The sequence below is a fragment of the Pantoea cypripedii genome (assembly GCF_011395035.1).
GTDB classification, from domain to species: domain Bacteria; phylum Pseudomonadota; class Gammaproteobacteria; order Enterobacterales; family Enterobacteriaceae; genus Pantoea; species Pantoea cypripedii_A.
In genome coordinates, this window is record NZ_CP024770.1 from 31,073 (window position 1) to 55,609 (window position 24,537).

The 24,537-nt window shown below is 53.1% G+C and carries 18 protein-coding genes; 13 read left to right on the plus strand and 5 right to left on the minus strand.

The window, feature by feature from the left end; genetic code table 11:
* The first annotated feature begins 3 nt into the window (after window positions 1–3).
* The 7 genes from CUN67_RS23480 (at window position 4) to CUN67_RS23510 (ending at window position 13,119) form a co-directional block, all read left to right on the plus strand.
* Entirely contained in the window at window positions 4–6,639 is a 6,636-nt protein-coding gene (locus tag CUN67_RS23480) for a hypothetical protein (protein ID WP_208717896.1), read from the plus strand.
* A gap of 347 nt (window positions 6,640–6,986) precedes the next feature.
* Window positions 6,987–7,433, plus strand: a complete 447-nt coding sequence (locus tag CUN67_RS23485) for a hypothetical protein (RefSeq protein WP_208717897.1) — start codon at window positions 6,987–6,989, stop codon at window positions 7,431–7,433.
* 658 nt (window positions 7,434–8,091) lie between these two features.
* Window positions 8,092–9,192, plus strand: a complete 1,101-nt coding sequence (locus CUN67_RS23490; RefSeq protein ID WP_208717898.1) for an ABC transporter ATP-binding protein — start codon at window positions 8,092–8,094, stop codon at window positions 9,190–9,192.
* Window positions 9,193–9,219: 27 nt separating this feature from the next.
* Window positions 9,220–10,497 (plus strand): ABC transporter substrate-binding protein, encoded by a 1,278-nt coding sequence (locus CUN67_RS23495; protein ID WP_208717899.1) that lies wholly within the window; start codon window positions 9,220–9,222, stop codon window positions 10,495–10,497.
* Between the two features lie 10 nt (window positions 10,498–10,507).
* A complete protein-coding gene (locus tag CUN67_RS23500; RefSeq protein ID WP_208717900.1) occupies window positions 10,508–11,419 on the plus strand; it encodes a carbohydrate ABC transporter permease in 912 nt (303 codons plus the stop codon).
* A complete protein-coding gene (locus CUN67_RS23505; protein ID WP_208717901.1) occupies window positions 11,416–12,210 on the plus strand; it encodes a carbohydrate ABC transporter permease in 795 nt (264 codons plus the stop codon). Before CUN67_RS23500 ends, CUN67_RS23505 begins: the two co-directional genes overlap by 4 nt.
* Window positions 12,211–12,222: 12 nt before the next feature.
* Window positions 12,223–13,119 (plus strand): metallophosphoesterase, encoded by an 897-nt coding sequence (locus CUN67_RS23510; RefSeq protein WP_208717902.1) that lies wholly within the window; start codon window positions 12,223–12,225, stop codon window positions 13,117–13,119.
* On the opposite strand, the gene CUN67_RS23515 is transcribed toward CUN67_RS23510, so the two are convergent.
* The 4 genes from CUN67_RS23515 to CUN67_RS23530 all read right to left on the minus strand — a co-directional run bounded on the left by CUN67_RS23515 (window position 13,116) and on the right by CUN67_RS23530 (window position 17,037).
* The gene (locus tag CUN67_RS23515; protein ID WP_208717903.1) at window positions 13,116–13,892 is read right to left on the minus strand and encodes a TraX family protein; all 777 of its coding nucleotides are present in this window, start codon (window positions 13,890–13,892) and stop codon (window positions 13,116–13,118) included. The genes CUN67_RS23510 and CUN67_RS23515 overlap by 4 nt on opposite strands.
* 185 nt (window positions 13,893–14,077) lie before the next feature.
* A complete protein-coding gene (locus CUN67_RS23520; RefSeq protein WP_208717904.1) occupies window positions 14,078–14,479 on the minus strand; it encodes an H-NS family histone-like protein in 402 nt (133 codons plus the stop codon).
* A 627-nt stretch (window positions 14,480–15,106) separates the two neighbouring features.
* Window positions 15,107–16,375 (minus strand): 3-oxo-tetronate kinase, encoded by a 1,269-nt coding sequence (gene otnK / locus CUN67_RS23525; RefSeq protein ID WP_208717905.1) that lies wholly within the window; start codon window positions 16,373–16,375, stop codon window positions 15,107–15,109.
* Window positions 16,369–17,037, minus strand: a complete 669-nt coding sequence (locus CUN67_RS23530) for an aspartate/glutamate racemase family protein (RefSeq protein ID WP_208717906.1) — start codon at window positions 17,035–17,037, stop codon at window positions 16,369–16,371. The genes otnK and CUN67_RS23530 overlap by 7 nt, the downstream gene beginning before the upstream one ends.
* A 198-nt stretch (window positions 17,038–17,235) precedes the next feature.
* Between CUN67_RS23530 and CUN67_RS23535 the strand changes: the two genes are divergently transcribed.
* Both CUN67_RS23535 and CUN67_RS23540 read left to right on the plus strand, forming a co-directional pair.
* Window positions 17,236–18,486 carry an alpha-hydroxy acid oxidase gene (locus CUN67_RS23535; RefSeq protein WP_208717907.1) on the plus strand — a complete coding sequence of 417 codons (1,251 nt, stop codon included), beginning with the start codon at window positions 17,236–17,238 and terminating at the stop codon, window positions 18,484–18,486.
* Complete coding sequence (locus CUN67_RS23540; protein WP_254711472.1) at window positions 18,483–19,178, plus strand: molybdate ABC transporter substrate-binding protein; 696 nt, start codon at window positions 18,483–18,485, stop codon at window positions 19,176–19,178. Before CUN67_RS23535 ends, CUN67_RS23540 begins: the two co-directional genes overlap by 4 nt.
* On the opposite strand, the gene CUN67_RS23545 is transcribed toward CUN67_RS23540, so the two are convergent.
* On the minus strand, window positions 19,175–20,209 hold the full coding sequence (locus CUN67_RS23545; protein ID WP_208717909.1) for a LacI family DNA-binding transcriptional regulator: 1,035 nt from the start codon (window positions 20,207–20,209) through the stop codon (window positions 19,175–19,177). The genes CUN67_RS23540 and CUN67_RS23545 overlap by 4 nt on opposite strands.
* 265 nt (window positions 20,210–20,474) lie before the next feature.
* Here CUN67_RS23545 and CUN67_RS23550 point away from each other — a divergent pair, with 265 nt between their 5' ends.
* From CUN67_RS23550 to CUN67_RS23565, 4 genes are all read left to right on the plus strand, one after another.
* Window positions 20,475–21,782, plus strand: a complete 1,308-nt coding sequence (locus CUN67_RS23550) for an MFS transporter (RefSeq protein WP_208717910.1) — start codon at window positions 20,475–20,477, stop codon at window positions 21,780–21,782.
* Between the two features lie 11 nt (window positions 21,783–21,793).
* Window positions 21,794–22,432 carry a 3-oxo-tetronate 4-phosphate decarboxylase gene (otnC, locus tag CUN67_RS23555; RefSeq protein ID WP_208717911.1) on the plus strand — a complete coding sequence of 213 codons (639 nt, stop codon included), beginning with the start codon at window positions 21,794–21,796 and terminating at the stop codon, window positions 22,430–22,432.
* 88 nt (window positions 22,433–22,520) lie between these two features.
* A complete protein-coding gene (locus CUN67_RS23560) occupies window positions 22,521–23,672 on the plus strand; it encodes a lactonase family protein (protein WP_208717912.1) in 1,152 nt (383 codons plus the stop codon).
* 51 nt (window positions 23,673–23,723) lie between these two features.
* Window positions 23,724–24,431: a hypothetical protein gene (locus CUN67_RS23565; RefSeq protein ID WP_208717913.1), complete on the plus strand. Its 708-nt coding sequence runs from the start codon at window positions 23,724–23,726 to the stop codon at window positions 24,429–24,431.
* The last annotated feature ends 106 nt before the right edge of the window (window positions 24,432–24,537 follow it).

Genomic DNA, 24,537 nt, shown 5'->3' on the forward strand with positions numbered 1-24,537 from the left:
GGGATGATGAACGCGGTGGTATCACTGAGCGACCTGGCGGAGGCGCTGATAAAGGCGAATAAAGTGCTGGCTGGGGTGGCTGCACATAAAGCCAGCGGGGGAGAAGTGAAGCTGGAAGCTGGACCGGAGGCGGCACTGCGTGGGTTGCGACAGGCGCTATCAAAGAGTGACTGGAAGCACGTATGGGATGCCGTGGAGAAGAAAGAGAATGATGAGAATAATGAGAATAAGAAGCTTACGTGGCAGGGCAAACTGCGTGGCACGCTGAAAACGGCCTGGGAGGCCAAGGAGCAGCAGTGCGGGGAGGTGACGAAAGCCCTGAAGAAAGAACGTGAAACCTATCTCAGGAATGTATCACATGAGCTGAAGTGGCTGGAAGATGAAGACGAGGCACTGAGAACCGCCTGTTCTGGCAGCAGTAGCGCAACGGTCCGTGAGGCACAATGGGAGCTAAGAGCACTGTGCCGGGAAATCAGGGTTGAACTGGAGTTGGCAAAAACGGGTGACAAAAATCTCTTACAGGATTTGAAAAAAGTCGCGTCAGACCTGTGTGATATGTCAGCAGCATTGCAGAGCATGTCAGCTATTCAACAGGCGGTGAAGGACGGGCAGATGGCGAGTCCGGAAGATCCAGTAGCAGTACTGGCGGGTAAGGCGCTGAAAACAGTGAGGTATGACCTGGAGAAGGCGCGAGGAAAACTGGAAAAGCACCTCAGGGAGAGGCGTCTGTGCCGAAAGGGTAACGGGAGCCTGTCAGAGCAACTGAAAAAAACCAGTGAAGCGGCAAAGAAAGCGGCCGGAATGATGGACCTCAGGCGTGAAATGTTGAAACCGAAGCTGCCAGAGGCGACGATGGCAATACTGACGCGCGGGCTTAAACACAATAAAGGCGTACATGCCATAGGCCAGACGTGCGCCAGCGCGGGAGAAGTGCTGGCAGCGCTGAAGTTTATGGCAGTGAAGGGCTGGTACGGGGTAGAGAACGGCTTTGCCCACTGGTTCCACGGGGCAAAACACAGCCCACATGATCAGCAGATAAGGCTGGCGGCGACCGGTCCGCTGGGGATGATGGTTAACCTCTACCGGGCAACGGAGGATCTGGCTGCAGCGTCACTGGAGGCATCGGGGAAGCAGGCGACGGTGACGCGGCAGGTGCACGACGGAAACAGCCGGCTAAAGGCGGATGCGCAGGCGGAGACGGTGGAGCATTACCGCGCCACAAAGCTGGAGGAGCTGGATAAGAAGCGTCAGGCGACAGATCAGCAGATGGCGAATCTGAGCAACGAACTGATCGCGACACGACAGGAGCTGGACGGTATGTGGTCGCGGACGAGCAACCTGGAGCATAAGAGTGATATCACCCGGTTGCGTGATATGTGCGGTAAAACGGTAAAGGCGTGTCAGGATTCCGCGGCAAAAATGGGGCGGGAAATGGATCAGCTGGTTAATCCGGCCGGAGACAAGGCAGACATAAAAGCGAATGCGCTGAACGATAAAGACTCATACCAAAAGGCACTGTACGCCATTCAGGGATGTCAGCGTGATATCCAGCAGGCGATGAAACAGCTGGAGCTGACGGTTGCGCATATTACAGGAAAGAGTTTTGCGCTGTTTTCAAAGGATGCGCAACTGGCGAAATACTGCGCGGATATGCTCTATCAGTCGGAAACCATGCTGCCAGAAGATCTGACGGATGCAGAGCGTGATAAGTATCGTCTGCTGATAGATCATGCGGCCGAAGAGGCGGGTGCGGCTTTTCCGAAAAAATCGGACCCGGAAGGGACGGCACTGAAAAACCGGATAAAACGCGAGATCAGTCTGCGGCGGGCGGGGAGGGAACTGAAACCGGAAACGCTGGAATGTGCGACAAAGTATCGGAAGGGCTGGGCGCAGAAGCTGGCGGATAAGGCGTCAGGGAAAGTGTCGTCAGATTTCTCGAGGTGGATAATGAAATCCGCATTTAAGCAGGCACTGCCGGAGTTGTTTGGCGTGTCGTTCCCGTTGATCAAGGTGCTGAAACTGGCCTGGGGGGCCTCGCGACTGCTGGAGGCGTTTCATGAGGATATGAAACGCGTGAATGCGACGGTGACGCCGGGAACAAAGGTGCCAACGGAAGTGATAAGTGCCATGCGAAAGGCAGTGGTGCTGGGGCTGGCGGAAAAGCTTGTTACAACAGTGGGTGGGACCCCGGTGAAACTGATAAAGGACATCGCAGCGTTAGCACTGAGGGTACGCAGTAGCGGTTGCGAAGAGGCGTTCTCAGCCACGATTAAGGCACTGCCGAAAGAGTCACTGATTAACCTGGGCTTTGAGGCACCTTTCCGCGCGGGCACGGAAGTGGTGCGGCTGGTGCGTGAAGGGTTGAATGACGCGGCACAGGCAACCGCCAGCGATGAAGAAAGGGCAGGTGAGGTGGAGAAGATCCCAGTGGGGAATAGCCGCCCGGCAGAGGAGCAGGTAAAGAGCCGTCGCAAACGAAGTACACAGCCCGATATGGAACAGGCTGCTGCAGCACAGCCACCGGTAACCGGCGTACCTGAAGATGCAGAAGACGATAACCAGGTGAATGCCAGCCAGAGGACGTCCGTCGGCAGTACCGACGCCAGCGAATTCTCGATGACCGAAGCGGAATATAACGATACGCAAATCGGTATTGACGTCCGGAATAACAGCAAAATCAGAACATTTATCGAGAAAGATATTCAGAAAGTCATAGACAGGCATCCGGATGGACATGGAAAAATAACGTCGCCCTACAGCTATGTGGATACCGTTAATTACAAAACACAGCCGCCTACTTTTAAGCGCATGCGCGTGATTGATATTTACACCGGTAACGGTGCTCCTGATGATGTTAAGATATTATGGGAAGGTGGAACGGGTAAACGTGATTCAACTGACACCAGTGAGGCATTCCGCAGGGAGCTTTTTGGGCATAAGCCGTATAAATCAAACAAGGAAAAACCTTTTGAAATTATTCCTCTTGAAGTTGGAGAAATAGATGTAGAGAAATATCCGCGTTCATACACCAGGCTGCGTCAGGAATGGGCGAAGCATATGACGGAAATGCGCAAACGCATGCCAGAACTGGCAACCCTTTACCGCAGCATATTTAAACTTGGTTTTACCAATGCACTCGATTCGCCAGAAAACGATCTTTCCGCAACTGAAAAAGCAACGATAAGGGAGTACTTAAAGGGTAACACTAACCGTGTTATTACTCTGAGATATAATGGCGAGCGAGTGCCGGACGTTATTGCTTTGGTGGTGCCTGGTACCCCGGAGAATAAAACACATATATTAATTATGGATTATGATGGTAACTTCAAACGGGTTAAGGCCACTCGTGTACTTGGTGAGGTTGAAGACACTAATGTTCGCTACTCGTTTGAGCCTGATGAAGAAACTCAGCAATTTATTTCTCGCCATTTAGTCCTGGGTGACAGGGAAAAAGCCGCAGAACAGAAGACGCCAAAGATAATAATGGATCCTTCCAGTCATTACGACACAAAACTGGCAGATCGGTATTTTACTGCTCAGGAGAGAGAATTCGACCGAGTAGTGGCTGATGCACAGAAGGAGAATCTCGATAACGTATATAAAGTTATTGATACCACCGCAGGATATGTGGGTATGGCGTTGGGGATGGCGGGTTTTCCTAAATCAACTCCGATGGGAATGATTGCTTCTGCAGTAATAACCACCGCTAAGGGACTGGTAAAATATATAATTACGCCGGCTGATGATACGGTCAGGTTGCGGAATATCCGCAATCAAACTGTCAGAGATGTCATTACAGGTGGTATTGCCGATGGAACGGTCGGTAAGACGATGGATAACATGCCAAAGAACTTTAATAAGACAGCTAAAAGCGGTCTGACCTGGTATCAAAAATCAACAACGATGTCTGGGGATGCGGGTAAGATAATCAATCAAGGTGCAGATCCGATATATGACTGGATGGGGTTGACCATAGAAGATACTGAGAGATCCGATACCCTCTTTTCAAATGCTGAGCGAAGTTCAGCACTCTCAGAGGAAGCGCTGACTTCAACTTCCGGTGACGGAGTGGATAAATCAAGGACTGAAAAGCTGTGGGACCGGACCATGGCTAATCTTAGTAAGGGATTTGATGAGCTTAGATATAATAGGCTATCAACAGACACCCTGAGAGACCTGGAAGAATTAGGCATCGGTTATAAAAAAATTCTGGATAAGCATGGTAAAGAAGATTCCATTAAAGAGGCTACCGTCGACGGCGTGACGGATTATAGCCAGGTAGAATATGATCAGCACGGCGTTAATGAGCTTTGGGGTGATGCCTCGAAAGCTTATAAGAAATGGGCCCAGTCTGAGCGTCTTAAAAGAATGATCGGCAAACTGGAAGAGCTGGAGAGTAAAGTAACGGGTGATCAAACCATCCAGATTCCTTTCGATTTATTGAAGGATTTTCGCGATTCGGGGTTTAATATAGATGAGCACCTGTTAGGAAATGCTGACAATGATGATAATAACACGCAAACTCAATACCGTCGAAAACCTGAGCATACCCGGTTGAATCACACTGAGCTAAAAAGATTAAAATTCATAGCGAAAGCGAAACAGCTAAAACCCTCAGACATTAACGGCGCTCTAAGATTGCTTGATGAAATAAGATATTCTTTGAGTGGAGATGAGAAAACTACCATACCCAATGAGTTGCAGGAAATACTCGAGAAACATGGAATAAAGGTTAAGGATTATATCCGCGTTCATGGCGACGTCAAGCCTGCCCATAAGGATGTAGGTCAACAAGGATCTGCAGAACCAGAGCAACATGTACGCTTATCCCTAAAGTTATCCGATCGTATCATGGATAAACATCAATTCGGGGACCTGGCTGTCATGGCTCGTCTTAAACTCCTCGAGAAAAACGTGCAGGCACCTAAAAACGAGGTTGAGTCGCTTATTAGCAGGGGAACTCCGGGGCGGTTAAGCACGGCGACAATCAAGACTCTGAGGGATAATGGTATAAATATTGATGCTATTGCTCAACGTTATGGTACTCCGTCTTCAAAAGAGGCGGCAATAAGCGGTGCAGGCGAACTTAACGTTGCAGAGGTTGACATTGATACGACCGGTGCCAGATTACTCAAAACAAAAATTGATCAAAAAATCAGGCAATATAAAATAAGTATAATGATTGAGAGAATGAAGTCTCTTAAGAAAACGCCAGCTGGTGGCTATCGCTTGCCAAATGATATTACTGACTTCATTAAACAAGGTCAGGCAACCCCTGATGGTGAACTCTTTCTGGAGCATCTCAGACATAAAAATATCAGCGATTCGCAATTGAAATCGCTGCGCTGGATGTTAGAAGCTGAAGTTGAGTTATCGCACGAAAGTACCTATGAAGAACTCGTTGCATTTGTACAAAAAATGGAAAGCGACACTGCGCCAGGAGAGAAAGTGACTCTTCCCTCTGATTTAATTCATTATCTCAGAGCGCGTGGTGTGAATATCGATAAGTTTCTGCAGGAAAAGGGTGACTTAGTTGTTGCGAAAGATTATGCCAGAATAAGAGGTGATGAAAGTCGACTTAACAAGGCAGAAATTGAGATAGATAAAAATCATCTCAGGGAAATAGAGGACATGATTGTTGCTCAGAAAAGAAAGGCTGAGGCTACTGACATGATGAAGAGGTTAAATGGTCTCAAGACGTCAATAGATGCAAATGGTGACGTTGCCCTGCCTGAAGATATAAGGAAGTTTGTCCTTGCCAGTCAGGAAATTGATGATAATGACCCATATCTGGAAGAGTTGAAATCGAGGCCCGTTACCAAAGCTGAACTGGACTGGCTATACTGGGTATTAAAATCTGAAACTGAGCTAGACACGGACAGTACGCCGGAACAAACAATTGCCTTTATGCGGAAAATGGAAAGTTCAATGGTCGGGGATGAGACAAAACCGTTACCTCCGCGTTTAACTAACCGCTTGAGGAGCCATGGTATCAATGTTGATGATTACCTTGAACGGTCTCGCGATATCGACCCGGCGAAAAACTTTGCGGTATCACGAACTATAGATAAAAGTCGTCTCAGGGAAATAGAGGATATGATTGTTGCTCAGAAAAGAAAGACTGAGGCTACTGACATGATGAAGAGGTTAAATGATCTCAGAACGTCAATAGATGCAAATGGCGAAGTTGACCTGCCTGAAGATATAAGGAAGTTTGTACTTGCCAGTAAGGAAATGGATGATAACAACCTGTATCTGGCGGAGTTTAAATGGAGGACCGTTACCCGAGCTGAACTGGACTGGCTATACTGGTCATTAAAAGCTGAAACTGAGCTAGGCACGGACAGTACGCCGGAACAAACAATTGCCTTTATGCGGAAAATGGAAAGTTCAATGGTTGGGGATGAGACCAGGCCGTTACCTCCGCGTTTAATTGACCGCTTGAATAGCCATGGTATCAATGTTGATGATTATCTTAAAAGGTTTGGCGATACCGGCCCGGCGAAAAATTTTGCGGTACTACGAGGCAATGAAAACATTCTCGACTCGAGAGATATTAAACTGAGTAAGCCGGGACTCACGAAGTTGAGAGAGATGCTTGCCGCCCTGCCAGCTGCGCAGCCGGCCGCTGCAACGTGAGTTTGCCATGGTTTAACTCTGTTCTGACAGCGAGTGCATGCAGCAAAGGTTATGGCAGATACCCGCAAGACAAGTCATATGGCCTGGGGAAGGCAATATAGCGTACACTGGCAAGCGGTCCCGACCTCGTCTCTGAGATTGTTCAGCCTGCCTTGTAAGGTGAAGCCAGTCTCGTGAGAGTTAGCTTCCTGGTGTTATTCAACCTGGACAAGGCGGCGGGAGCCATTCTGGAAACGAAGCCGCGGTGCCAGTGACTTCCGGCGGCGCGCGGATTTCAGGTTGTCGCACAATGTTGCATGGAGGAAGGTGCTGCCGGTGAAAGCAGTGATAACACAAAGGAAGTGATTATGGACAAAACGTTTATGCCCGCTCTGATATGGGGTACCGTTTGCTTTTTGCTGTTGTATTGCACGCTGCCTTCTGACTTCGCTCAATGGTGGCAGGTTCACCAGCAGTTCGGCGTTCCCATGCTGCAACTGCTGGCGAATAGCATGATCGCCATCATTCCAGCGCTGATGCCGTTGGTGTGCTATGTGATATTAAGTGAACGGGTTACCAGCAATAAAGTATTTATCCTTGTCATCCCCGTGGTGGCGTGGTTAATCGCGAAATTAGTGATTCTGGGGGTACTTTATTTTATTGCTGCGAAAACCGGTGATATGCCGCTGTATGCAGAAGGTTTTTTCAGCCTGGTGAGAAGGATGATTACCCTTCACTGGCTGATTAATGCATTGGCGTACATCCTGGCAATTATGGCCTGCAGTTACGCCTTCTGGCGTGAGTGTCGGCGATAATAAGGAACGCCCTGCCTCTGGCAGGGCGTTCATGTTTTGCGGTTCACTCCGGGAAATGTCGCACGGGTACTGGCGTAATTCTGGGGCTGGAAATATTGTAATGACGTCGTTTTAGAATACATTGTGCGCAGGGCGTGACCTTTCTGAAATTATTCCGCGAAATACCTAATGCGATGACGAGCTGTTCATAACGACCAATCAAAATCATATCCTCTTTATTTTCGCTATAAATACGGCAGGTGGCATTATGGAGAATATGATTGTCATTAGTTTTAGATATGCTGATGTAGTATGTATTTTTCATTGTTATTATCTCTGAGGTATTGGGAAGTGGTAGGATGACTTAGACATCCTGAAATGTGTAATTATTTTGTATGTTTTGTGACCGCACTCTTATTACGTTTTGTTACATGATTAACTAACTCTTTGAAATGCCGGAAGTCACTTTTTTCTGAGAAACGTACTTTTCATACCATGGTTATACGAAATTTATATGAATCAAAATTTGTGATGAATGAAACGATCAATCAGACAATTAATTTGTATTAGCAGCGCATGGCTGAACGATGCTGCATCACTCAAACGTCATTTAACTTAAATATTTTCTTCATTATCCGCAGCTAACTTACCGCCATTCTGATTCCGGGCCAGAGGGCGCATGAGCTACCTTTCTCTTCACCATATCACCAAAGCCTGGGGCGAAAAAATTGCCCTGAATGACATCAGTTTTACGGCTGAGGAAGGGACTTTTGTGGCGTTACTTGGACCATCTGGCTGTGGTAAATCGACATTACTGCGTACCATTGCCGGTCTGGAAACCGCCGATCACGGCGAAATACATTGTCGCAATACCCTCATTACCCATCTGCCACCGTCACAGCGCAAATTGTCTATGGTATTCCAGTCCTACGCCTTGTTTCCGCACCTCAGCGTGCGGGAAAACCTGTTGTTTGGTCTGAAGGCACGCGGTGAAGACAAACAGACGTTTGCCTCGCGACTGGCTGACGTGAGTAAACTGATGGAGCTGGACAAACTGCTGGATCGCCAGCCGTCGCAGCTCTCCGGTGGACAGCAACAACGCGTGGCGCTGGGCAGGGCGGTGATCGCTAATCATCGCCTCTGTCTGATGGATGAACCACTTTCCAATCTCGACGCGAAGCTGCGTCAGAGCATGCGCCGGGAAATCCGTGCGCTCCAGAAAAAGCTGGGTCTGACCATGCTGTATGTGACGCATGATCAGACTGAAGCCATGAGCATGGCCGACAGCATTATTCTGCTCAACGACGGCTGTATCGAACAGCACGCCACGCCAGACGATCTCTACAACAATCCTGCCAGTGTGTTCGCGGCGCAATTTATTGGTGCGCCGCCGATGAACATTCTGCCGTTGCAACGTCGCGGCAGTAGCCATTACTTATCCCAGATGAACTGGCCCGTGCTGGATGATGATGAGCCAGCACTGAGTCTTGGCATCCGTGCCGAGGACATTCAGCTTATCGACACCGCACATGCCGCGCTGACCGCCCCGGTGATCAGTTATGAATATATGGGAGCCGACACCCTGCTGGTGTGTGCGCTGCCGGATATCAATGAACCCTTAACCGTGAAAGTACCGGGCATGAAACGCTTCGACGAAGGCAGCCGGGTCGGGTTGCAATGGTCCGCCTCGAAGCAATACCTGTTTTCCACCGTCACGGGAAAGCGCTGCCCATCGGCTGAACAACAACTTTTCGCATCCGGAAAAAAATACGCTGTTTAATCTTCATCTTTTGATCAGGGAATAATCATGTCTGCTATCCGTCATTTACGCCTGGCTTCTGCATTATTGCTGTGTACTGCTTCCACTGCCTTTGCCGCCGACGCGGTCAAACTGCAGATGTATTACCCGATTGCGGTCGGCGGCAAGGTCAGCCACACCGTGGATACGCTGGTGGCCGACTTCGAAAAAATTCATCCGGAAATCAGCATCCAGCCGGTTTATACCGGTGACTATGCCACGACAGTGACCAAAGCACTGACGGCGTTTCGCGGTGGCAATGCCCCGCAGATGGCTGTGATCGGCGATATCGAAGCCTATTCTCTGATTGATGCCGGTGCCATCGTGGCCGCCAGCGATCTGGCGAATGATGTTGATGGGAAAAAATGGATCGACGGTTTCTATCCGGCCTTCCTGCGTCACATTGATGGCAAAGTCTGGGGCATCCCGTTCCAGCGCTCCACGGTGGTGATGTACTGGAACAAACAGGCGTTTGAGAAAGCCGGCCTTGATGCCAACACCCCGCCTGCGACCTGGCAGCAGGTGGTGGATTTCGGTAAGAAGCTGGTGATCAAAGATAACAACGGTGTCAGCCAGTGGGGGATTGAGATCCCGTCAACACCTAACGGCTACTGGAACTTCCAGGGGCTGTCAGCCACCAACGGTGGCCGTCTGGATAACGGAAAAGGCACAGCGGTGAACTTCAATACACCGGGCAATATCGAAACGCTGCAATGGCTGACCGACCTCGGCCAGAAAGAAGGCGTGTCACCGAAGGGTGCTATTGCCTGGGGCACCACCCCGCAGGACTTTATCAGCGGCAAAACCGCCATGATGGTCACTACTACCGGCAACCTGACCGGGGTGCGTGAAAATGCCAAATTCCCGTTCGGTGTCGCGATGCTGCCGGAGAAAACACAACGCGGCAGCCCGACAGGTGGTGGCAACCTTTATGTGTTTAAAAATGCCTCCCCGGAACAGCAGAAAGCCGCGATGGAATTTATTCGCTGGGTGTCTGCACCTGAGCAGGCCGCACGCTGGAGCATTGCGACCGGTTATGTCGCCACCTCGCCAGCGGCCTGGGATACCACAGTAATGAAGGATTACGTGAAAGATGTTCCGCAGGCACTGGTTGCCCGTGAACAGCTGAAGTATGCCCAGCCGGAGCTGTCGACCTATAATAGCGTGCAGATCCAGGAAGCACTGAACCATGCGATCGAAGCGGCAGTGACCGAGACGAAAACCCCGGCTGAGGCGCTGGAGTCAGCGCAGAAGCAGGCCGATCGTCTGTTAAAATCGTACCAGTAAGCGACATACCATGAGCACACTACTCACTACAGCACCGGCTACTCGTCCCAGATTCTGGTCGTTGCAGCTGTATGGCTACCTGCTGATATTACCCGCGCTGGGGTTTTTGCTGCTGTTTACCCATTATCCGGCGCTGGCGACGGTGTGGGAGAGTGTGTTCAGTGCCGCGCGTAATGGCCATCCAGCTCGCTTTGTCGGGCTGGACACCTATGTCGCGCTGCTGGATGACGATGTGTTTATCCAGTCGCTGCTCAATAACCTGTTATATGCGGTGATCACCATTCCGCTGGCGGTGGTGTTGTCGCTGATGATGGCACTGGCGGTAAACCGCCATCTGCGCGGTAATGCGATGGTGCGTGCCGCCTTCTTTATTCCTTCTCTGCTGCCGATGATTGCCATCGCCAATTTATGGCTGTTCTTTTATACGCCGCAGCTGGGGTTGCTGAATAAGCTGCTGGCGTTGTTTTCCCTGCCAGCGGTGAACTGGCTGGGCGAGCCGGGTAGCGCCTTGTATTGCCTGATGGCGGTATCGGTATGGCGCGAGGCCGGGTTTTTTATGATTTTCTATCTCGCCGCTTTGCAGCAAATCGACCCGCGGCTGAGTGAAGCCGCTGAAATTGAAGGCGCATCGCGCGGATATTTCTTCCGCCGGGTGCAATGGCCATTGCTGATGCCCACCACCTTGTTTGTACTGATCAACGCCTCGATGAACGCATTTCGCATTGTGGACCAGGTGATTGCCATGACCAACGGCGGACCTGATAACAGCAGCAGCCTGTTGTTGTTTTATATCTATCGCACGGCGTTCAGTTACTGGGATATGCCCGCCGCGGCTGCGATGACGGTGGTGCTGCTGGTGATCCTCGCGTCGATTGCGTTGATCAAATTCAATCTGCTGGATAAGCGAGCGCATTACCAATGAGATTACTCAACCTTGCGATCTGGCTGGCCGCGCTGCTGTGGTTTTTACCGATTCTGGTGGCGTTGTGGGTGGCGATCCATCCGGCATCCGATCAGGGCAGTTTCGTGTTGTTTTCGCCACTGACCCTGCAAAACTTCGTCAATGCCTGGCATGCTGCGCCTTTTGGTCGTTATTTTCTTAATACCATCATGCTGGTGCTGATGATTGTGGTGTGTCAGCTGGTGCTGGCGACCATGGCGGCTTACGCGCTGGTACGATTCCGCCTGAAATATTCCGGCGTGTTGTTTGCCTTGATCCTGCTGCAACTGATGATCAGCCCTGACGTGCTGATCCTGAATAACTACAAAACCATTGGTGCATTGGGTCTGCGCGATACGCTGACGGGCATTGCGTTGCCCTATTTTGCCTCGGCGTTTGCCATTTTCCTGCTGCGTCAGGCGTTCAAAAGTATTCCGCTGGTGCTGGAAGAAGCCGCGATTATCGAAGGTGCCAGCCGTTTCTATATTTTGCGTAAGATTTATATCCCGCTGGCGAAGCCGATTTATGTCGCTTTTGCGCTGGTGTCGATTAGCTTCCACTGGAATGACTTCCTCTGGCCACTGGTCATCACCGATTCAGTCAGGGTGCGGCCATTGACGGTAGGCCTGCAACTGTTTTCCGCGCCTGAGCAGGGCGTGCAATGGGCGCTGATTGGTGCCGCTACGCTGATGACCACCTTACCGTTGCTGGTGCTGTTTTTGGTGTTCCAGCGTCAGTTTATCCAGTCCTTTATGCGCGCCGGTATTCGTTAAGGAGTGATAGCCATGGCATTTCCTGTTCTTATCACGCAGCAACAGCGTGACTTATTGGGTGAGGTGAGCCAGCTTTATCAGCTGCCCGCCTTACGTGCGACCGCGCAGGACCACAGCCGACTGCGCTTTGGTTTGATTGCCGATCCACAGTACGCCGATGTTGATACGGACTTCGCAAACAACCTCTACTATCGTCATGCTTTGCACAAGCTGCCCGGCGTGATTGATCAACTTAACCAACAGCCGCTGGATTTTGTCGTAACGCTGGGGGACCTGGTTGATCGCCATTGGGAAAGCTATGCCAGGTTGCTGCCGCTCTATCAGGCGCTACAACACCCACATGCGGTGGTGGTGGGTAACCATGATGCTCAGACCATCATCGGACATCTGAATGATGCTGCTGCATTACCGAAAAGTTATTACGCCTTTCGCCTGCAAGGCTGGCGCTTTATCTGTTATGACGGCAATGACATCAGTTTTTATTGCCAGGGTGAGGAACGCCAGCGGGCCGAATTATTGCTGGCCGATTTACAGGCGCGTGGAGAGCCACAGGCGCGCCCGTGGAATGGCGCCGTTGGCAGTCAGCAGTTGCAATGGCTGGAACAACAATTACAGGATGCACGGGCCTGTGGTGAGCAGGTGGTGGTATTTGGTCACTATCCTCTGGCTCCGCACAACTCCCATATCCTGTGGAATGGCACTCAGCTGGCCCAGCTTTTTAGTGATTACGGCGTGCGCGCGTGTTTCGCCGGACATGATCATCGTGGGGGGTATGCGCGTATTGGCAACACGGAATTTATCACCCTGAAAGGCATGCTGGATGGCCCTGATGCCGCACCTTTCGCGGTAGTGGAGATCACCGCCGAATCATTGACGGTGACAGGGTATGGTGGCGAGGTCAGTCGTTAAATGCGTACCGGCATGACCGCCAGTACCCCAAGCAGGGTCAGGTGCCCGGCATAAGCATGATAGAAAAAACGCCGTGGCCAGAGTCGCGTGGCAGAGATATGCGGCAGGGCGCCGACTGCCGCGATAATCAGCAGTGGCACCGCCAGCGTGGGCAGCAAATCATACATGAAGGTATTCTCATAGCCGCTGCCAGGTGTATTCAACCAGGCCAGTGCCGCCAGCACCAGCAAGAAAAACAGCCGACTTTCCGCCACCGCGCTGATGCAACGGGCGGCCATACACAGCAGGCAAAATACCACACCCGGAATGCCGTAGCTTGCGGGTGTCAGTGGCCATGCCAGCAGCAGAAGCACCGCCAGCCCGGCTATTGCGCCATTAACCCCCCAGCGAGATGCCCAGCTCAGCATCTGAGTACAACCGGCATAGGCAAACAGAATATTCAGTGCCAGCCAGGATTGTCCTTTCATCATAAACGCCAGCCAGAATAGCGGCTGGGTTGCCATCGCCCATAACCAGAGACGTCTGGCGCGCTGACGCAGCCGCACTGCGTCATCCGGCAGATTGGCTGCCCAGATAATGGTGAATAAAGGAAAGGCAATATGACCGATGGCTGAGAGCAACGCGCTGCGGCCATTTAATAAAATGGTGTTGATGTGATCGGCTAACATCGCGGCCAGAGCAATGGTTTTTATGATATCGGCCTGAAAAGGGCTTAACGATTTAACCCGGTCAAAAGGAGAGGGGATTCTAAGAGAAGTAAGCAGCGCGTGCATGGGTGGTCACCGACTATTTATGTTTTTACCGGTCATACTTCCATCTTTCGTTAACCGAAACATTACAATGTGCATCAGCGGGAGTAAAGCAGGTAATAATCCTAATCAGGTAGGTAAAAAGTAATGTGGGCCGGGCAGCCCACATTTAATCATTAGAAGAACGACGTGATCGCGGTGATCCGCAATTAGATCAGGAAGTCGTCCAGGGATTTACCACTTTCGATAGCGGCTTTAATCACCGCAGGGGTACGACCCTGACCGGTCCAGTTTTTCTCCTGACCGTCTTCGTCAGTATATTTATACTTCGCCGGACGTGGCGCGCGTTTGCTACGCGTTTTACCCGCTGACTGTAACGCACCCAATAACTCGGTCGGGTCAATGCCATCGCCCAGCAGCAGGTCACGATATTTCGCCAGCTTCTCTGCTTTCTCACGGACGGCGGCTTCTTCTGCCTGGCTCTCTTCGCGACGTTCAGTAACGATAATGATGAGCTTCTCCAGCATTTCTTCCAGCTCACTTAACTGACAGTCACGCGCCTGAGCGCGCAGAGTACGAATGTTATTTAACGCCTTAAGTGAATCACTCATGGACTTCTCCCAAAACAATCTGTGTCGTTGAACGAATAAAATTTGGTTACGCTAATTTTTACAACGCAATTATAGGTAGAGACGCTATCCTTACATTTCTGTGCAGAGAAGTACAACACAACCTCGCTGTAGAATAAAGTACGTTGAGTGTTAGTTTTAACTTTTTCTGCGGAACGTCCTGTAAGTAGTCGGGCAATTTTAATGCTAAGTGGGCGTGAATTACAATGTTTCAACGGCCGCAGCACAAATTCATCATTTATTGTTGTGAGAAAGTTCAAACGTTGGCGAAGATCTTTAATGCAGGTTTAACCAAAAAAGATCCTCGCCATTTATTGTGATCCACAGAGAGGACGCGGGCTGGCGGGAAGTCTGAAGTAGTGGTTCTGGTTAATGGTTTCGATAAATATTAAAAACAATCTGAAATCATATGAGAAAAATCTATCAGCTGGCGGATTTAACGATTTACTGTTTCAAGCTGTGCTTTGAGCTCCGCTTTATCATCATTACGAAATACCGTCGCTCGGATTTATTAAACGTATCTGGTCTGCACCCAAATTCCGGCCAGACAGACAATGCGTTTAATCCAAAAAACCCGGCAGGCGGGTTTTTTGGATGCTGGATCTCAAATCAACCCTTCCCCGCCAGCCTTTCCAGCGCGTGCTGAAAAAAACTCACCCGGCCAAAGTTGCCGGATTTCAGTGCCAGCGCCAGGGGGCGTTCGCCCGTGGCGAATAACGCCGGTACGCCGGGATCGATTTCGGCACCCACCCGCAATTGACCGAGGTTGAGCGCACTGACCACCGCGCCCGAAGTTTCGCCGCCGCCTACCACCAGGCGCTGTATCCCGGTTTCATACACCAGCTTTTTCGCTGTCTCGCCAAATAGCTGATCCAGCGCGGCGGATATCGCCTGTTGACCATAGCGTTGCTGTGCGCTTTTGATGGTGTCGGGATCGCCAGAGGAATAAACCAGCGGGCATTTGTCCAGGTTAGCGATAATAAAGGCCACCAAATCATCCGGCCCCACATCGCCCGCCATCACGTCATCAAGAGCGATTGGCAGCACCGCCCAGTGGCGCTGGTGTTCCGCTATCTGCCCCAGGGTGGCCCCGGAACAGCTGCCCACCAGAATCGCGCCCGGACCTGGCAGGGAAGGCGGTTCCGTCTGGCCTCCCTGTGCTTTACCCGCCTGAATAAAGTTATGGGGTAGTGCGGTGGCGATACCGGAACCGCCGCTGACCAGGCGCGACCCGGCGGCGGCGATGCCGATCAGGGTTAAATCATGATCGGTGATCGCATCGGCTACCAGCAGCGCCGGATCGCCGTTATGCAGCAGCTGACGAATCGTATCGCTACCCTGCACGACCTGTTGCCAGTTGATAAAACCCACCGGCGTTTTGGCCTGGCGAGCCAGTACCCGACGGATATCGGCATCGGTCATCGGCGTGAGCGGATGATGTTCCATACCGGACTCATTCAGCAGGCGGTCACGAACAAACAGATGCCCCTGATACAGGGTGCGGCCCATGGTGGGAAATGCCGGGCAGACAATCACGCGGCCAGCTTCCAGCCTGGCGGCCAGCGCGTCCAGCACCGGGCCGATATTCCCCTCGTCGGTAGAATCAAAGGTGGAGCAATACTTAAACACGATCTGTTCACAGCCCTGATCCAGCAGCCAGTTACAGGCTGCCAGCGATTGCTGTACCGCCTCTGCGGCAGGCAGTGAACGCGATTTCAGCGCCACCACCCCAACTTCCACGTCCGCAGACGCGGGCTGTTGTTGCAGGCCAAGATATTGCGTGGTGCGCAGTCCGCCTTCACCCGGCAGACCTTTGCTGAAGGTCACTGCGATATCGCTGGCACCGGTAAAATCATCGGCAATCACACCAATTAACATGATGCTGCTCCTGTCACCTGCAACTTCATCTTATCGACCGCCGCATGGGGGGCCGTCAGTACCGGCACGTTAATGTTGCTGCGCACCGCTTCCGCCGCCTGCGAGGTGGAGAAGTGCGCCAGCATAATCACATCGCAATGGCTGAGCTGAGGCGCGGCGGCGGCCACCAGGCGGTTGTGACTGGCGACATCACCCTGGCGTAACAGGTCGATGGCATCGGGAACCAGCACGCTCTCAAGCCGTGCAGTGGAGCCGATTAACGACGCGTAGTGGTCGAATTCCTGGGTCATGGTGCCGAGTGAAGGGCCAAACGTCGCCAGCATGCCAATGCGTTGTCCCTGTTGCAGCGCTGCTTCAAACATCGCTTCGTTAGGTTTCAGCACCGGAACCGGCACGCTGGCTGCCAGTGCATCGATCGCCGGGCCGAATGCGGAACAGGTCACCAGAATACCCTGAGCCTGCATGGCGTAACCGTAGCGCCCGAAAGCGACAAAGCGGTCAGTCAGGGCCGGTGACAACTGATCTTCCTTCGCCCGATCAAGGGTCAGGCCGTCATCAAGCAGGTTCACCACTTCAGCTTCTGGCCAGTTATCTTTAAACGCGTTCTGCACCGGTGCCATGGCGACCGGCGTCGCATGCAGTAAAACAATTCGTGTTGTCATCTTTTATTCCCGTCGCGGAAAAGTTGCGCTGAGGTGCTACAACACCATAACTTGCGCGACATGAAAATGTAAGGGCTTACAAAATTACGCGTAAGGTGACAGGGATCACATAAAAAAACTCAATTCCTGTCAGGATTAGCATGGGATGCATTCACCTGAGTGCGCAATTTGAAATCGCTTACACGCTGAGAGCGCAATATGACAACACATGGAGAGACGACCTCGTTAGATACGGTGGTTACCCCACAGGCGCAAACCCGTCCGGCCAATATGGTGCCACGGCCTTTTCGCGATCTGCTGGCACTCGAAGATTTCGAGCGGCACGCGCGTAAGCGCCTGCCGAATATGATTTATCAGTACGTGGCGGGTGGGGTAGAAACCGGACGCGGCATCGCAGCCTGTTATGAGGCGTATCAGCAATATGTTTTTGTACCCCGCATGTTTCGTGATGTCTCGGGTCGCGACCAGAGCGTCAGCCTGTTCGGCCATAACTGGTCCCATCCGTTTGGTGTTGCGCCGCTGGGCGGTGCCTCGTTTGTCAGCTATCGGGCCGATATCATGCTGGCGCGCGCCGCCCGCGCGATGAACGTGCCGATGATTCTCAGCGCCTCGTCGCTGATCCCGCTGGAAGAGGTGATTGCTGAAAACCCGAATGCCTGGTTTCAGGCGTATCTGGCCGGGGACCAGCCGCGCATTGATCGCCTGGTGGACCGTGTTGCGCGCGCTGGCTACCAGACGCTGGTGGTCACTGGCGATACCCCGATGCTCGGCAATCGTGAGCACAATACCCGCAGCGGCTTCAGTATGCCGATCAAACTCACCCCGAAAGTGATGTGGCAGAGCGCATTAAGCCCGCGCTGGCTGCTCGGCACCGTGGCCCAGACTTTTCTGCGTCATGGCGCACCCCATTTCGAAAACACCGATGCGGAACGCGGGCCGCCAATGATGTCCAGCAAAGTGCGTAACACCAACTCACGCGACAAACTGAGCTGGAAACATGTCGAAGCGATCCGCAAAAAATGGCGTGGCAATCTGGTGATCAAAGGGCTGATGTCGCCAGACGATGCCTTTATTGCCCGCGACCTCGGCGCGGATGCGGTCATCCTCTCCAACCACGGCGGCCGCCAGCTCGATCATACCGTGCCGCCGCTGCATACCTTAGCGGAAATCGCTGCCGCCAAAGGGGATATGAAGGTGATTATCGATAGCGGCATCCGGCGGGGTACCGACGTGATGAAAGCGATGGCACTGGGTGCGGATTTTGTCTTTCTTGGCCGCCCGTGGCTGTATGGCGCGGTGATTGGGGCACAGGCGGGCATTGAACATGGCATGCATATTCTGCGGGACGAAATCGACCGTGATATGGCGCTCATTGGCGTGACACGCCCGGATCAGCTGGATAAATCATTGTTACGTCGCGCCCCGTTATTTGCCCGTGAGGAGGGATGATTGTGACCTTGCAAATCTATAGCGCCCTGGCGTTGAGTGCGCCGTTCGAGCGCCTTACCCGCTTATGGCAGGCGACATATCCGCACATCGCGCTCCAGTTTCGCTGGCATCCGAGTAGCGTGATTGAGCAGCAGATCAACGCCGGACAGGGGGCGGATGTGGTGATCGCTACGGTGGAGACGCTGGACCGGTTAACGCAATCGGGACAAGCGGAAACCGCAAGCCGCATCGAGCTGGTGGATTCGCCTATCGGGCTGGCAGTGCTTGCCGGTGCGCCAAAACCGGCGATTCACGATACCCAGGCGCTGGTGCAGTCGCTGCTGGCGGCACGTTCGGTGGCCTGGTCGGAAGCGGGGGCCAGCGGTATTTATTTCTCCGGGCTGCTGAAGACGCTGGGCATTGACGACGCGCTACGCGACCGGGGCACGGTGATCCCGGCCGGGTTTACCGCGGAACAACTGGTGAACGGGAAGGCGGACGTGGCCGTGCAGCAAATCAGCGAATTGCTGATGGTGGAGGGGATTGAGATCGTCGGGCCGCTGCCCGCGGAGGTACAGCAGCCCATCTCGTTGTCAGCGGCGTTACTGGCGACGGTGCAACAGCGTGAGGCGGCAGAGACACTGCTCGCCTGGCTGAAAACCCCGGCGGTGACGGATGTTTTCAGCCATTTTGGGCTGGTGAGCCGGAGTTAACGTTCCTGGCGGGGCACCGAACCGCTGCTGCCCCGCACAATCAGTTCCGTTTTAATCAATGTATGCCGCTGCGCAGGCTGGTTATTCAGCGTTGCCAGCAGGTAGTCAGCCGCATGGGTGCCAATCGACGCCAGATCGACGCGCATGGTGGTCAGCGGATGCTCCAGATGCTCGGCGTATTCGTAATCGTTGAAGCCGACGATGGAAATGTCGTTAGGAATGCGCAGATAGCGCTCACTGGCCGCGCGCATCGCGCCAAAAGCCAGCAGGTCGTTACCACAGATGATGGCGGTGGGCGGCTCCGGGCTGTCCAGCAGACGGAAAACCGCTTTGCGTGCATCGTTCATGGTGTAGGCATTATCAATCAGATGGCTTTCCGGCAGGGTCAGTCCCTGCGCGGCCAGCGCTTGACGCGTGCCGTACAGACGATCGGAGATACGATCGTTCGATGGCGGCGTGCCAACAATCACTCCAAAGCGGGTATGTCCCAGCGCCAGCAGATGGCTGGCAATGGTCTGGGCGGCTCCCTCACTGTCGTATCCTACGCAGGGTTTCTCACTATCCAGGGAAAAGGTTTGCACGCAAGGCAAATCCTGGGCATTGATGCGCTCCCAGAGTTTCGGATGGTGGGTGTGGCCTACCAGCATCAGGCCATCGATGCCGTATTCAATCAGCTTGTTAACTTCTTTCAGCTCGGTATCGGGGTCAAAGTTGGAGTTGGCCAGCAGCAGCGTGTAGCCCGCGTCGTGGATTAACTGCTGAAACGCCGCCAGCGGGCGTGAGAAGGTCTCGGTCGCCAGTGTCGGCACTACGGCACCAATCGTCATGCTGCGACGCGACGCCAGGGTGCGTGCGGCGCGGTTGATCACATATCCCAGTTCTTCACACGCCTTCTCTACCGCCGCCCGGCTTTTGGCTTTGACGGTGTCACTGCCGTTCAGTACGCGTGATACGGTCGCGGTGGAGACGCCAGACAGGCGTGCGACATCCTCCAGCGAGACGCGTCCAGATCCATTCTGCTTTTCACTCATCAAGTCACTCCTGTTGAAACAGTGAGCTTGTCCACAAAATTCGCAGACAAACGCCCTGCAATTTTGAAAGCGCTTACTTTTGGCTTGACTCCATTTTGTAATCGCTTACTTTTTACATCATGTTATCAGGTTGGGGTGGCCTGCTCACGTTTAATTAACGGTTTTATGACATCTCACCCCATTTGGTAAACAAACAGCCTCTGATGACCGCCGCGCGGCAGCAGAACCTCTTGTTACTCATAAATAAATCATAAAGGAATTCACCATGCGCAGATATCCACGTATTCGCTGGCTGATGATCGTGTTCTGCTTTTTCGCCATCGCCATTAACTATATCGACCGTATCAACCTCGCGATTGCTGCCCCGCATATCAAAGCCGACCTCGGTCTGGATGATGTCAGCATGGGGCTGATCCTCGGTGCCTTTTTCTGGACTTACGCCCTGCTGCAAATCCCGGCGGGTCGCATTATCGACAAACTGGGTACCCGGGTCGGGCTGGCACTGGCCGTGGGCTGGTGGTCGCTATTTACCGTGTTTACCGCCTTTGGTAAAGGCTTCACCTCCATTTTTGCCGCCCGCCTGATGTTAGGTGTGGGCGAATCCGGTGGCTATCCTGGTTGCGCCAAGGTGGTTTACAACTGGTTTGCGAAGAAAGAGCGCGCCACCGCCAGCGGCATTTTTGATGCGGGTCCGCGTGCCGGAAGTGCGCTGGCGCTGCCGTTAGTGGCCTGGCTGATCAGCACCTGGGACTGGGAAACCTCCTTTGTGGTGACCGGGGCGCTGGGTCTGGTGTGGGTGGTCATCTGGCTGGCGTTTTACCGCGAACCGGAGGATATGAAGGGGCTGGACGAAACTGAGCGTCAGAATTTGCTGGAAGATCGCGCAGCGCCGACGGTGAGTGCCAATGCCAATGTGAAGATTGGCGCGCTGTTCCGCTACCGCACCGTGTGGGGCATGATGATTGGCTTCTTCTGCATGAACTTCGCGACCTATTTCTTTGTCACCTGGTTCCCGACTTACCTGACCATGGCGCACGGTTTCTCGCTGAAAGAGCTGGGCACGCTTGGCGCGATCCCGGCGCTGATGGGCATTCCCGGCAGCCTGTTAGGCGGAGTCGTGTCCGACTGGCTGTACCGTAAAGGCTTCAGTCTGACCACCGCGCGCAAAACCTGCCTGATTGCCGGGATGCTGCTGTCGTCAGTGATCGCCTTCGCTGCCTTTACCGACAGCATCGCGGTGATTCTGACGCTGTTCTCGCTGACCTACGCCGGACTGGCGTTCACCGCTGCCAATATCTGGACCCTGCCAGCTGATGTGGCACCGGCTTCCGGTTATGTGGCTACGCTCGGGGGGATTCAGAACTTCGCCGGAAACCTCGCCGGGATTGTCACGGCCTCCTTCACCGGCCTGATGCTGACCCTGAGCCACGGCTCATTCGTGGTGCCATTGCTGGTGGCGGGCGGTATCTGCCTGTTAGGTGCCGTTAACTTCATGTTCATCATGGGCAAAATCGAACCCCTCAAACTCGACCCCACTGACGCCGTTGGTGTGGTGGCGACAGCCAGCAAATAAGGAGACCCGTTATGAAAAGTGAAAATCAGATCCGTGAGGAGATTGTTCAGGTCGGTGCTGACCTGTTCAACCGCGGCTACACCACCGGGACAGCAGGGAACATCAGCGCCCGGCTGGAAGATGGCTGGCTGATCACCCCCACTGATGCCTGTCTCGGTCACCTGGAACCGGCGCGCATTGCGAAAGTCAGTCTGGATGGCGAGTGGGTATCCGGTGATAAGCCCTCGAAAACACTGCTGCTGCATCGCCAGATTTATGACCGTAATCCCGAGGCGCAGGGGGTGGTGCATACCCACTCGACCCATCTGGTGCAGCTGACGCTGGCTGGGGTATGGCAGCGGGACAGCATTCTGCCGCCGCTGACGCCGTATCAGGTGATGAAAGTGGGGCGCATCCCGCTGATCGGTTATCAGCGTCCCGGCCATCCGGCGGTGGCAGAGCAGGTGGCCGGACTGGCTAATGAAGTGCGCGGCGTGATGCTGGAACGCCTGGGGCCGGTTATCTGGGGTGGATCGGTTTCCGCCGCCAGCTTTGCACTGGAGGAGCTGGAAGAAACCGCGCGCCTGTGGCTGAACTGCACAGATAAACCCGCCGCGCTGGCTGATGCGGCAGTGCAGGAGTTGTGTGCGCACTTCAGTACCCGCTGGTAACTCACGCTGTACCCTACAACGACACCCGGTTGGTAGCGGCGCGATTTATCGCGCTGGAGCAGCCGCAATCAATAAAAAAGAGAATAGAATGAAAAAAACGCTAATGGTGGCAGGAATGATGCTTTTTGCTACATCACTGATGGCTCAGGCAACACCGAGCTACGTCTATGTTTCGAATGGTGACAGCGGCACCGTCACCGCTTATCAACTGGATAAGGTTAACCCCCATCTGCAACCGATCGGCGAGTATCCGACTGGCCTGAAAAGTATGCCAATGGTGGTGTCGAACGATAAAAAGACGCTGTATGTCTCGGTTCGCAGTAAGCCTTATCACGTCTCGGCCTGGCATATCGGCGATGGCGGCAAACTCAGCCATCTTGCCGATTCGCCGCTGCCGGAAGCGATGGCGTATCTGGCGCTGGATAAGACCGGCCACTTTTTATTGTCGGCTTCTTATGGTGGCGATCTGTTCAGCATCAACCGTATCGCGGCTGACGGTAAGGTTGAAAGCGCGCCGGTACAGGTGGTGCATACCGGCAAACGCGCCCATTCAATCCAGACCGACCCCAGCAACCGTTTCCTGTTTGTTCCGCTGCTGGGCGCGGATCAGCTGTTGCAGTTCCGCTTTGACGCGGCCAGCGGCAAGGTCAGTGCCAACACGCCTGCTTTTGTAAATATCCAGCGTGAAGCCGCCACCGGCCCACGTCATTTTGTCTTTGCGCCCCGGCGCGATCGGGCCGGACAGCAAAACATGTATCTGCTGACCGAGATGGCGGGCAATATCTCGCGTCTGACGCTGAATGATGATGGCACCATGACCGAGCATGAAGCGACGCCGTCGCTCGATCCGGCCATCGCACGCGATATGCAGCGCGGTGAAGCACGTCCGCTAACCGGTGACGACGACCTGCCCAAATCGGCAAAACCACGGCTATGGCAGGCGGATATTCATATCACTCCCGATGGCCGTTTCCTGTATTCCACCGAACGTACCAGCAGCCATATCACCTCATTTCGCGTGTCGCCCGAGGATGGTCGCCTGCAACTGATTAACAGCACGCAAACCGAAACTCAGCCTCGTGGCTTTGCTATTGATAATAGCGGTCACTATTTAATCGAGTCCGGGCAGAAGTCGGATAAGGTCGCGCTTTATTCCATCGATCAGCAAAGCGGCAAGCTTTCTTTAATTGAGCGAGTCCCGACCGGTGCGGGCGCAAATTGGGTGACCATCGTCGAATAAATAAGTTATGTCCGGTTATTAATATTCTCATGCATTAAACAAGGAGTTCTCATGGCTAACATTCGTCCGGCGCTGCTGTGTGCGGCTTTATTTTCTGCTGCCTTCAGCACGGGAATGCCGACTTATGCGGCGGAACACGTCGTCGCTACCCATCTTGAACCACTGCATCACGTCATCCTGGAAAACAAATATGTCACCGTGATGCGCGTGCTTATCCAGCCGGGACAAAGCACATTATTTCATGAGCAACACCTCGATTATGTCAACACGCATATCGAAGGCAGCACGGTGAAAATCGAATATCCGGATAAACCGGCGAATAACACCGAAATGAAAAGCGGCAATGTCAAATTCGGTGCCCATCAGGGTAAATCCGAGACCGATAAAGTCACCAACACCGGTAATAACGTCAATCATCAGGTCGCGTTTGAGATCAATATTCCCGGACCGCAACACTTTGGTGGCGCAACCCGTCCTGCCAGCGACGCCTTTCAACAGGTACTGGATAAGCCCACGGTGAAAGGCTGGAAGGTGACGCTGAAACCTGGAGAAAGTACCGGTGACTATGTACAGCATGGCCCGGGCGTCCGGGTGTTCTTCACCGAAGGGCGGATATTGCTGGCCGATCATGCCCATCCCAACCGGGTTAAGGAACTCTGGGTGCATGCTGGCGATGCTTTTCTGACCTCTCCTGGCAAAGTCGATATTACCGCTGCCAGCGATCAAAATATTGTTTTCAATGATTATGAGTTGTTGTAGTTTCGTTTAGGTTTGTTTCGTTCATGTATAAATAACGTAAGCAAAAGTCTGTTATTGTGTATCCCGGCAGGGAATACCTGTCGGGATGTGCACATTATTTCTACAA

Bases quoted from the DNA above. Each gene is read 5' to 3' on its own strand.
- CUN67_RS23500 (WP_208717900.1), top strand. From the start codon at position 10,508: ATGAGCACACTACTCACTACAGCACCGGCTACTCGTCCCAGATTCTGG.
- CUN67_RS23535 (WP_208717907.1), top strand. From the start codon at position 17,236: ATGACAACACATGGAGAGACGACCTCGTTAGATACGGTGGTTACCCCA.
- CUN67_RS23490 (WP_208717898.1), top strand. From the start codon at position 8,092: ATGAGCTACCTTTCTCTTCACCATATCACCAAAGCCTGGGGCGAAAAA.
- otnK (WP_208717905.1), bottom strand. From the start codon at position 16,375: ATGTTAATTGGTGTGATTGCCGATGATTTTACCGGTGCCAGCGATATC.
- CUN67_RS23540 (WP_254711472.1), top strand. From the start codon at position 18,483: ATGATTGTGACCTTGCAAATCTATAGCGCCCTGGCGTTGAGTGCGCCG.
- CUN67_RS23530 (WP_208717906.1), bottom strand. From the start codon at position 17,037: ATGACAACACGAATTGTTTTACTGCATGCGACGCCGGTCGCCATGGCA.
- CUN67_RS23495 (WP_208717899.1), top strand. From the start codon at position 9,220: ATGTCTGCTATCCGTCATTTACGCCTGGCTTCTGCATTATTGCTGTGT.
- CUN67_RS23515 (WP_208717903.1), bottom strand. From the start codon at position 13,892: ATGCACGCGCTGCTTACTTCTCTTAGAATCCCCTCTCCTTTTGACCGG.
- otnC (WP_208717911.1), top strand. From the start codon at position 21,794: ATGAAAAGTGAAAATCAGATCCGTGAGGAGATTGTTCAGGTCGGTGCT.
- CUN67_RS23545 (WP_208717909.1), bottom strand. From the start codon at position 20,209: ATGAGTGAAAAGCAGAATGGATCTGGACGCGTCTCGCTGGAGGATGTC.
- CUN67_RS23480 (WP_208717896.1), top strand. From the start codon at position 4: ATGATGAACGCGGTGGTATCACTGAGCGACCTGGCGGAGGCGCTGATA.
- CUN67_RS23510 (WP_208717902.1), top strand. From the start codon at position 12,223: ATGGCATTTCCTGTTCTTATCACGCAGCAACAGCGTGACTTATTGGGT.
- CUN67_RS23485 (WP_208717897.1), top strand. From the start codon at position 6,987: ATGGACAAAACGTTTATGCCCGCTCTGATATGGGGTACCGTTTGCTTT.
- CUN67_RS23560 (WP_208717912.1), top strand. From the start codon at position 22,521: ATGAAAAAAACGCTAATGGTGGCAGGAATGATGCTTTTTGCTACATCA.
- CUN67_RS23550 (WP_208717910.1), top strand. From the start codon at position 20,475: ATGCGCAGATATCCACGTATTCGCTGGCTGATGATCGTGTTCTGCTTT.
- CUN67_RS23565 (WP_208717913.1), top strand. From the start codon at position 23,724: ATGGCTAACATTCGTCCGGCGCTGCTGTGTGCGGCTTTATTTTCTGCT.
- CUN67_RS23520 (WP_208717904.1), bottom strand. From the start codon at position 14,479: ATGAGTGATTCACTTAAGGCGTTAAATAACATTCGTACTCTGCGCGCT.
- CUN67_RS23505 (WP_208717901.1), top strand. From the start codon at position 11,416: ATGAGATTACTCAACCTTGCGATCTGGCTGGCCGCGCTGCTGTGGTTT.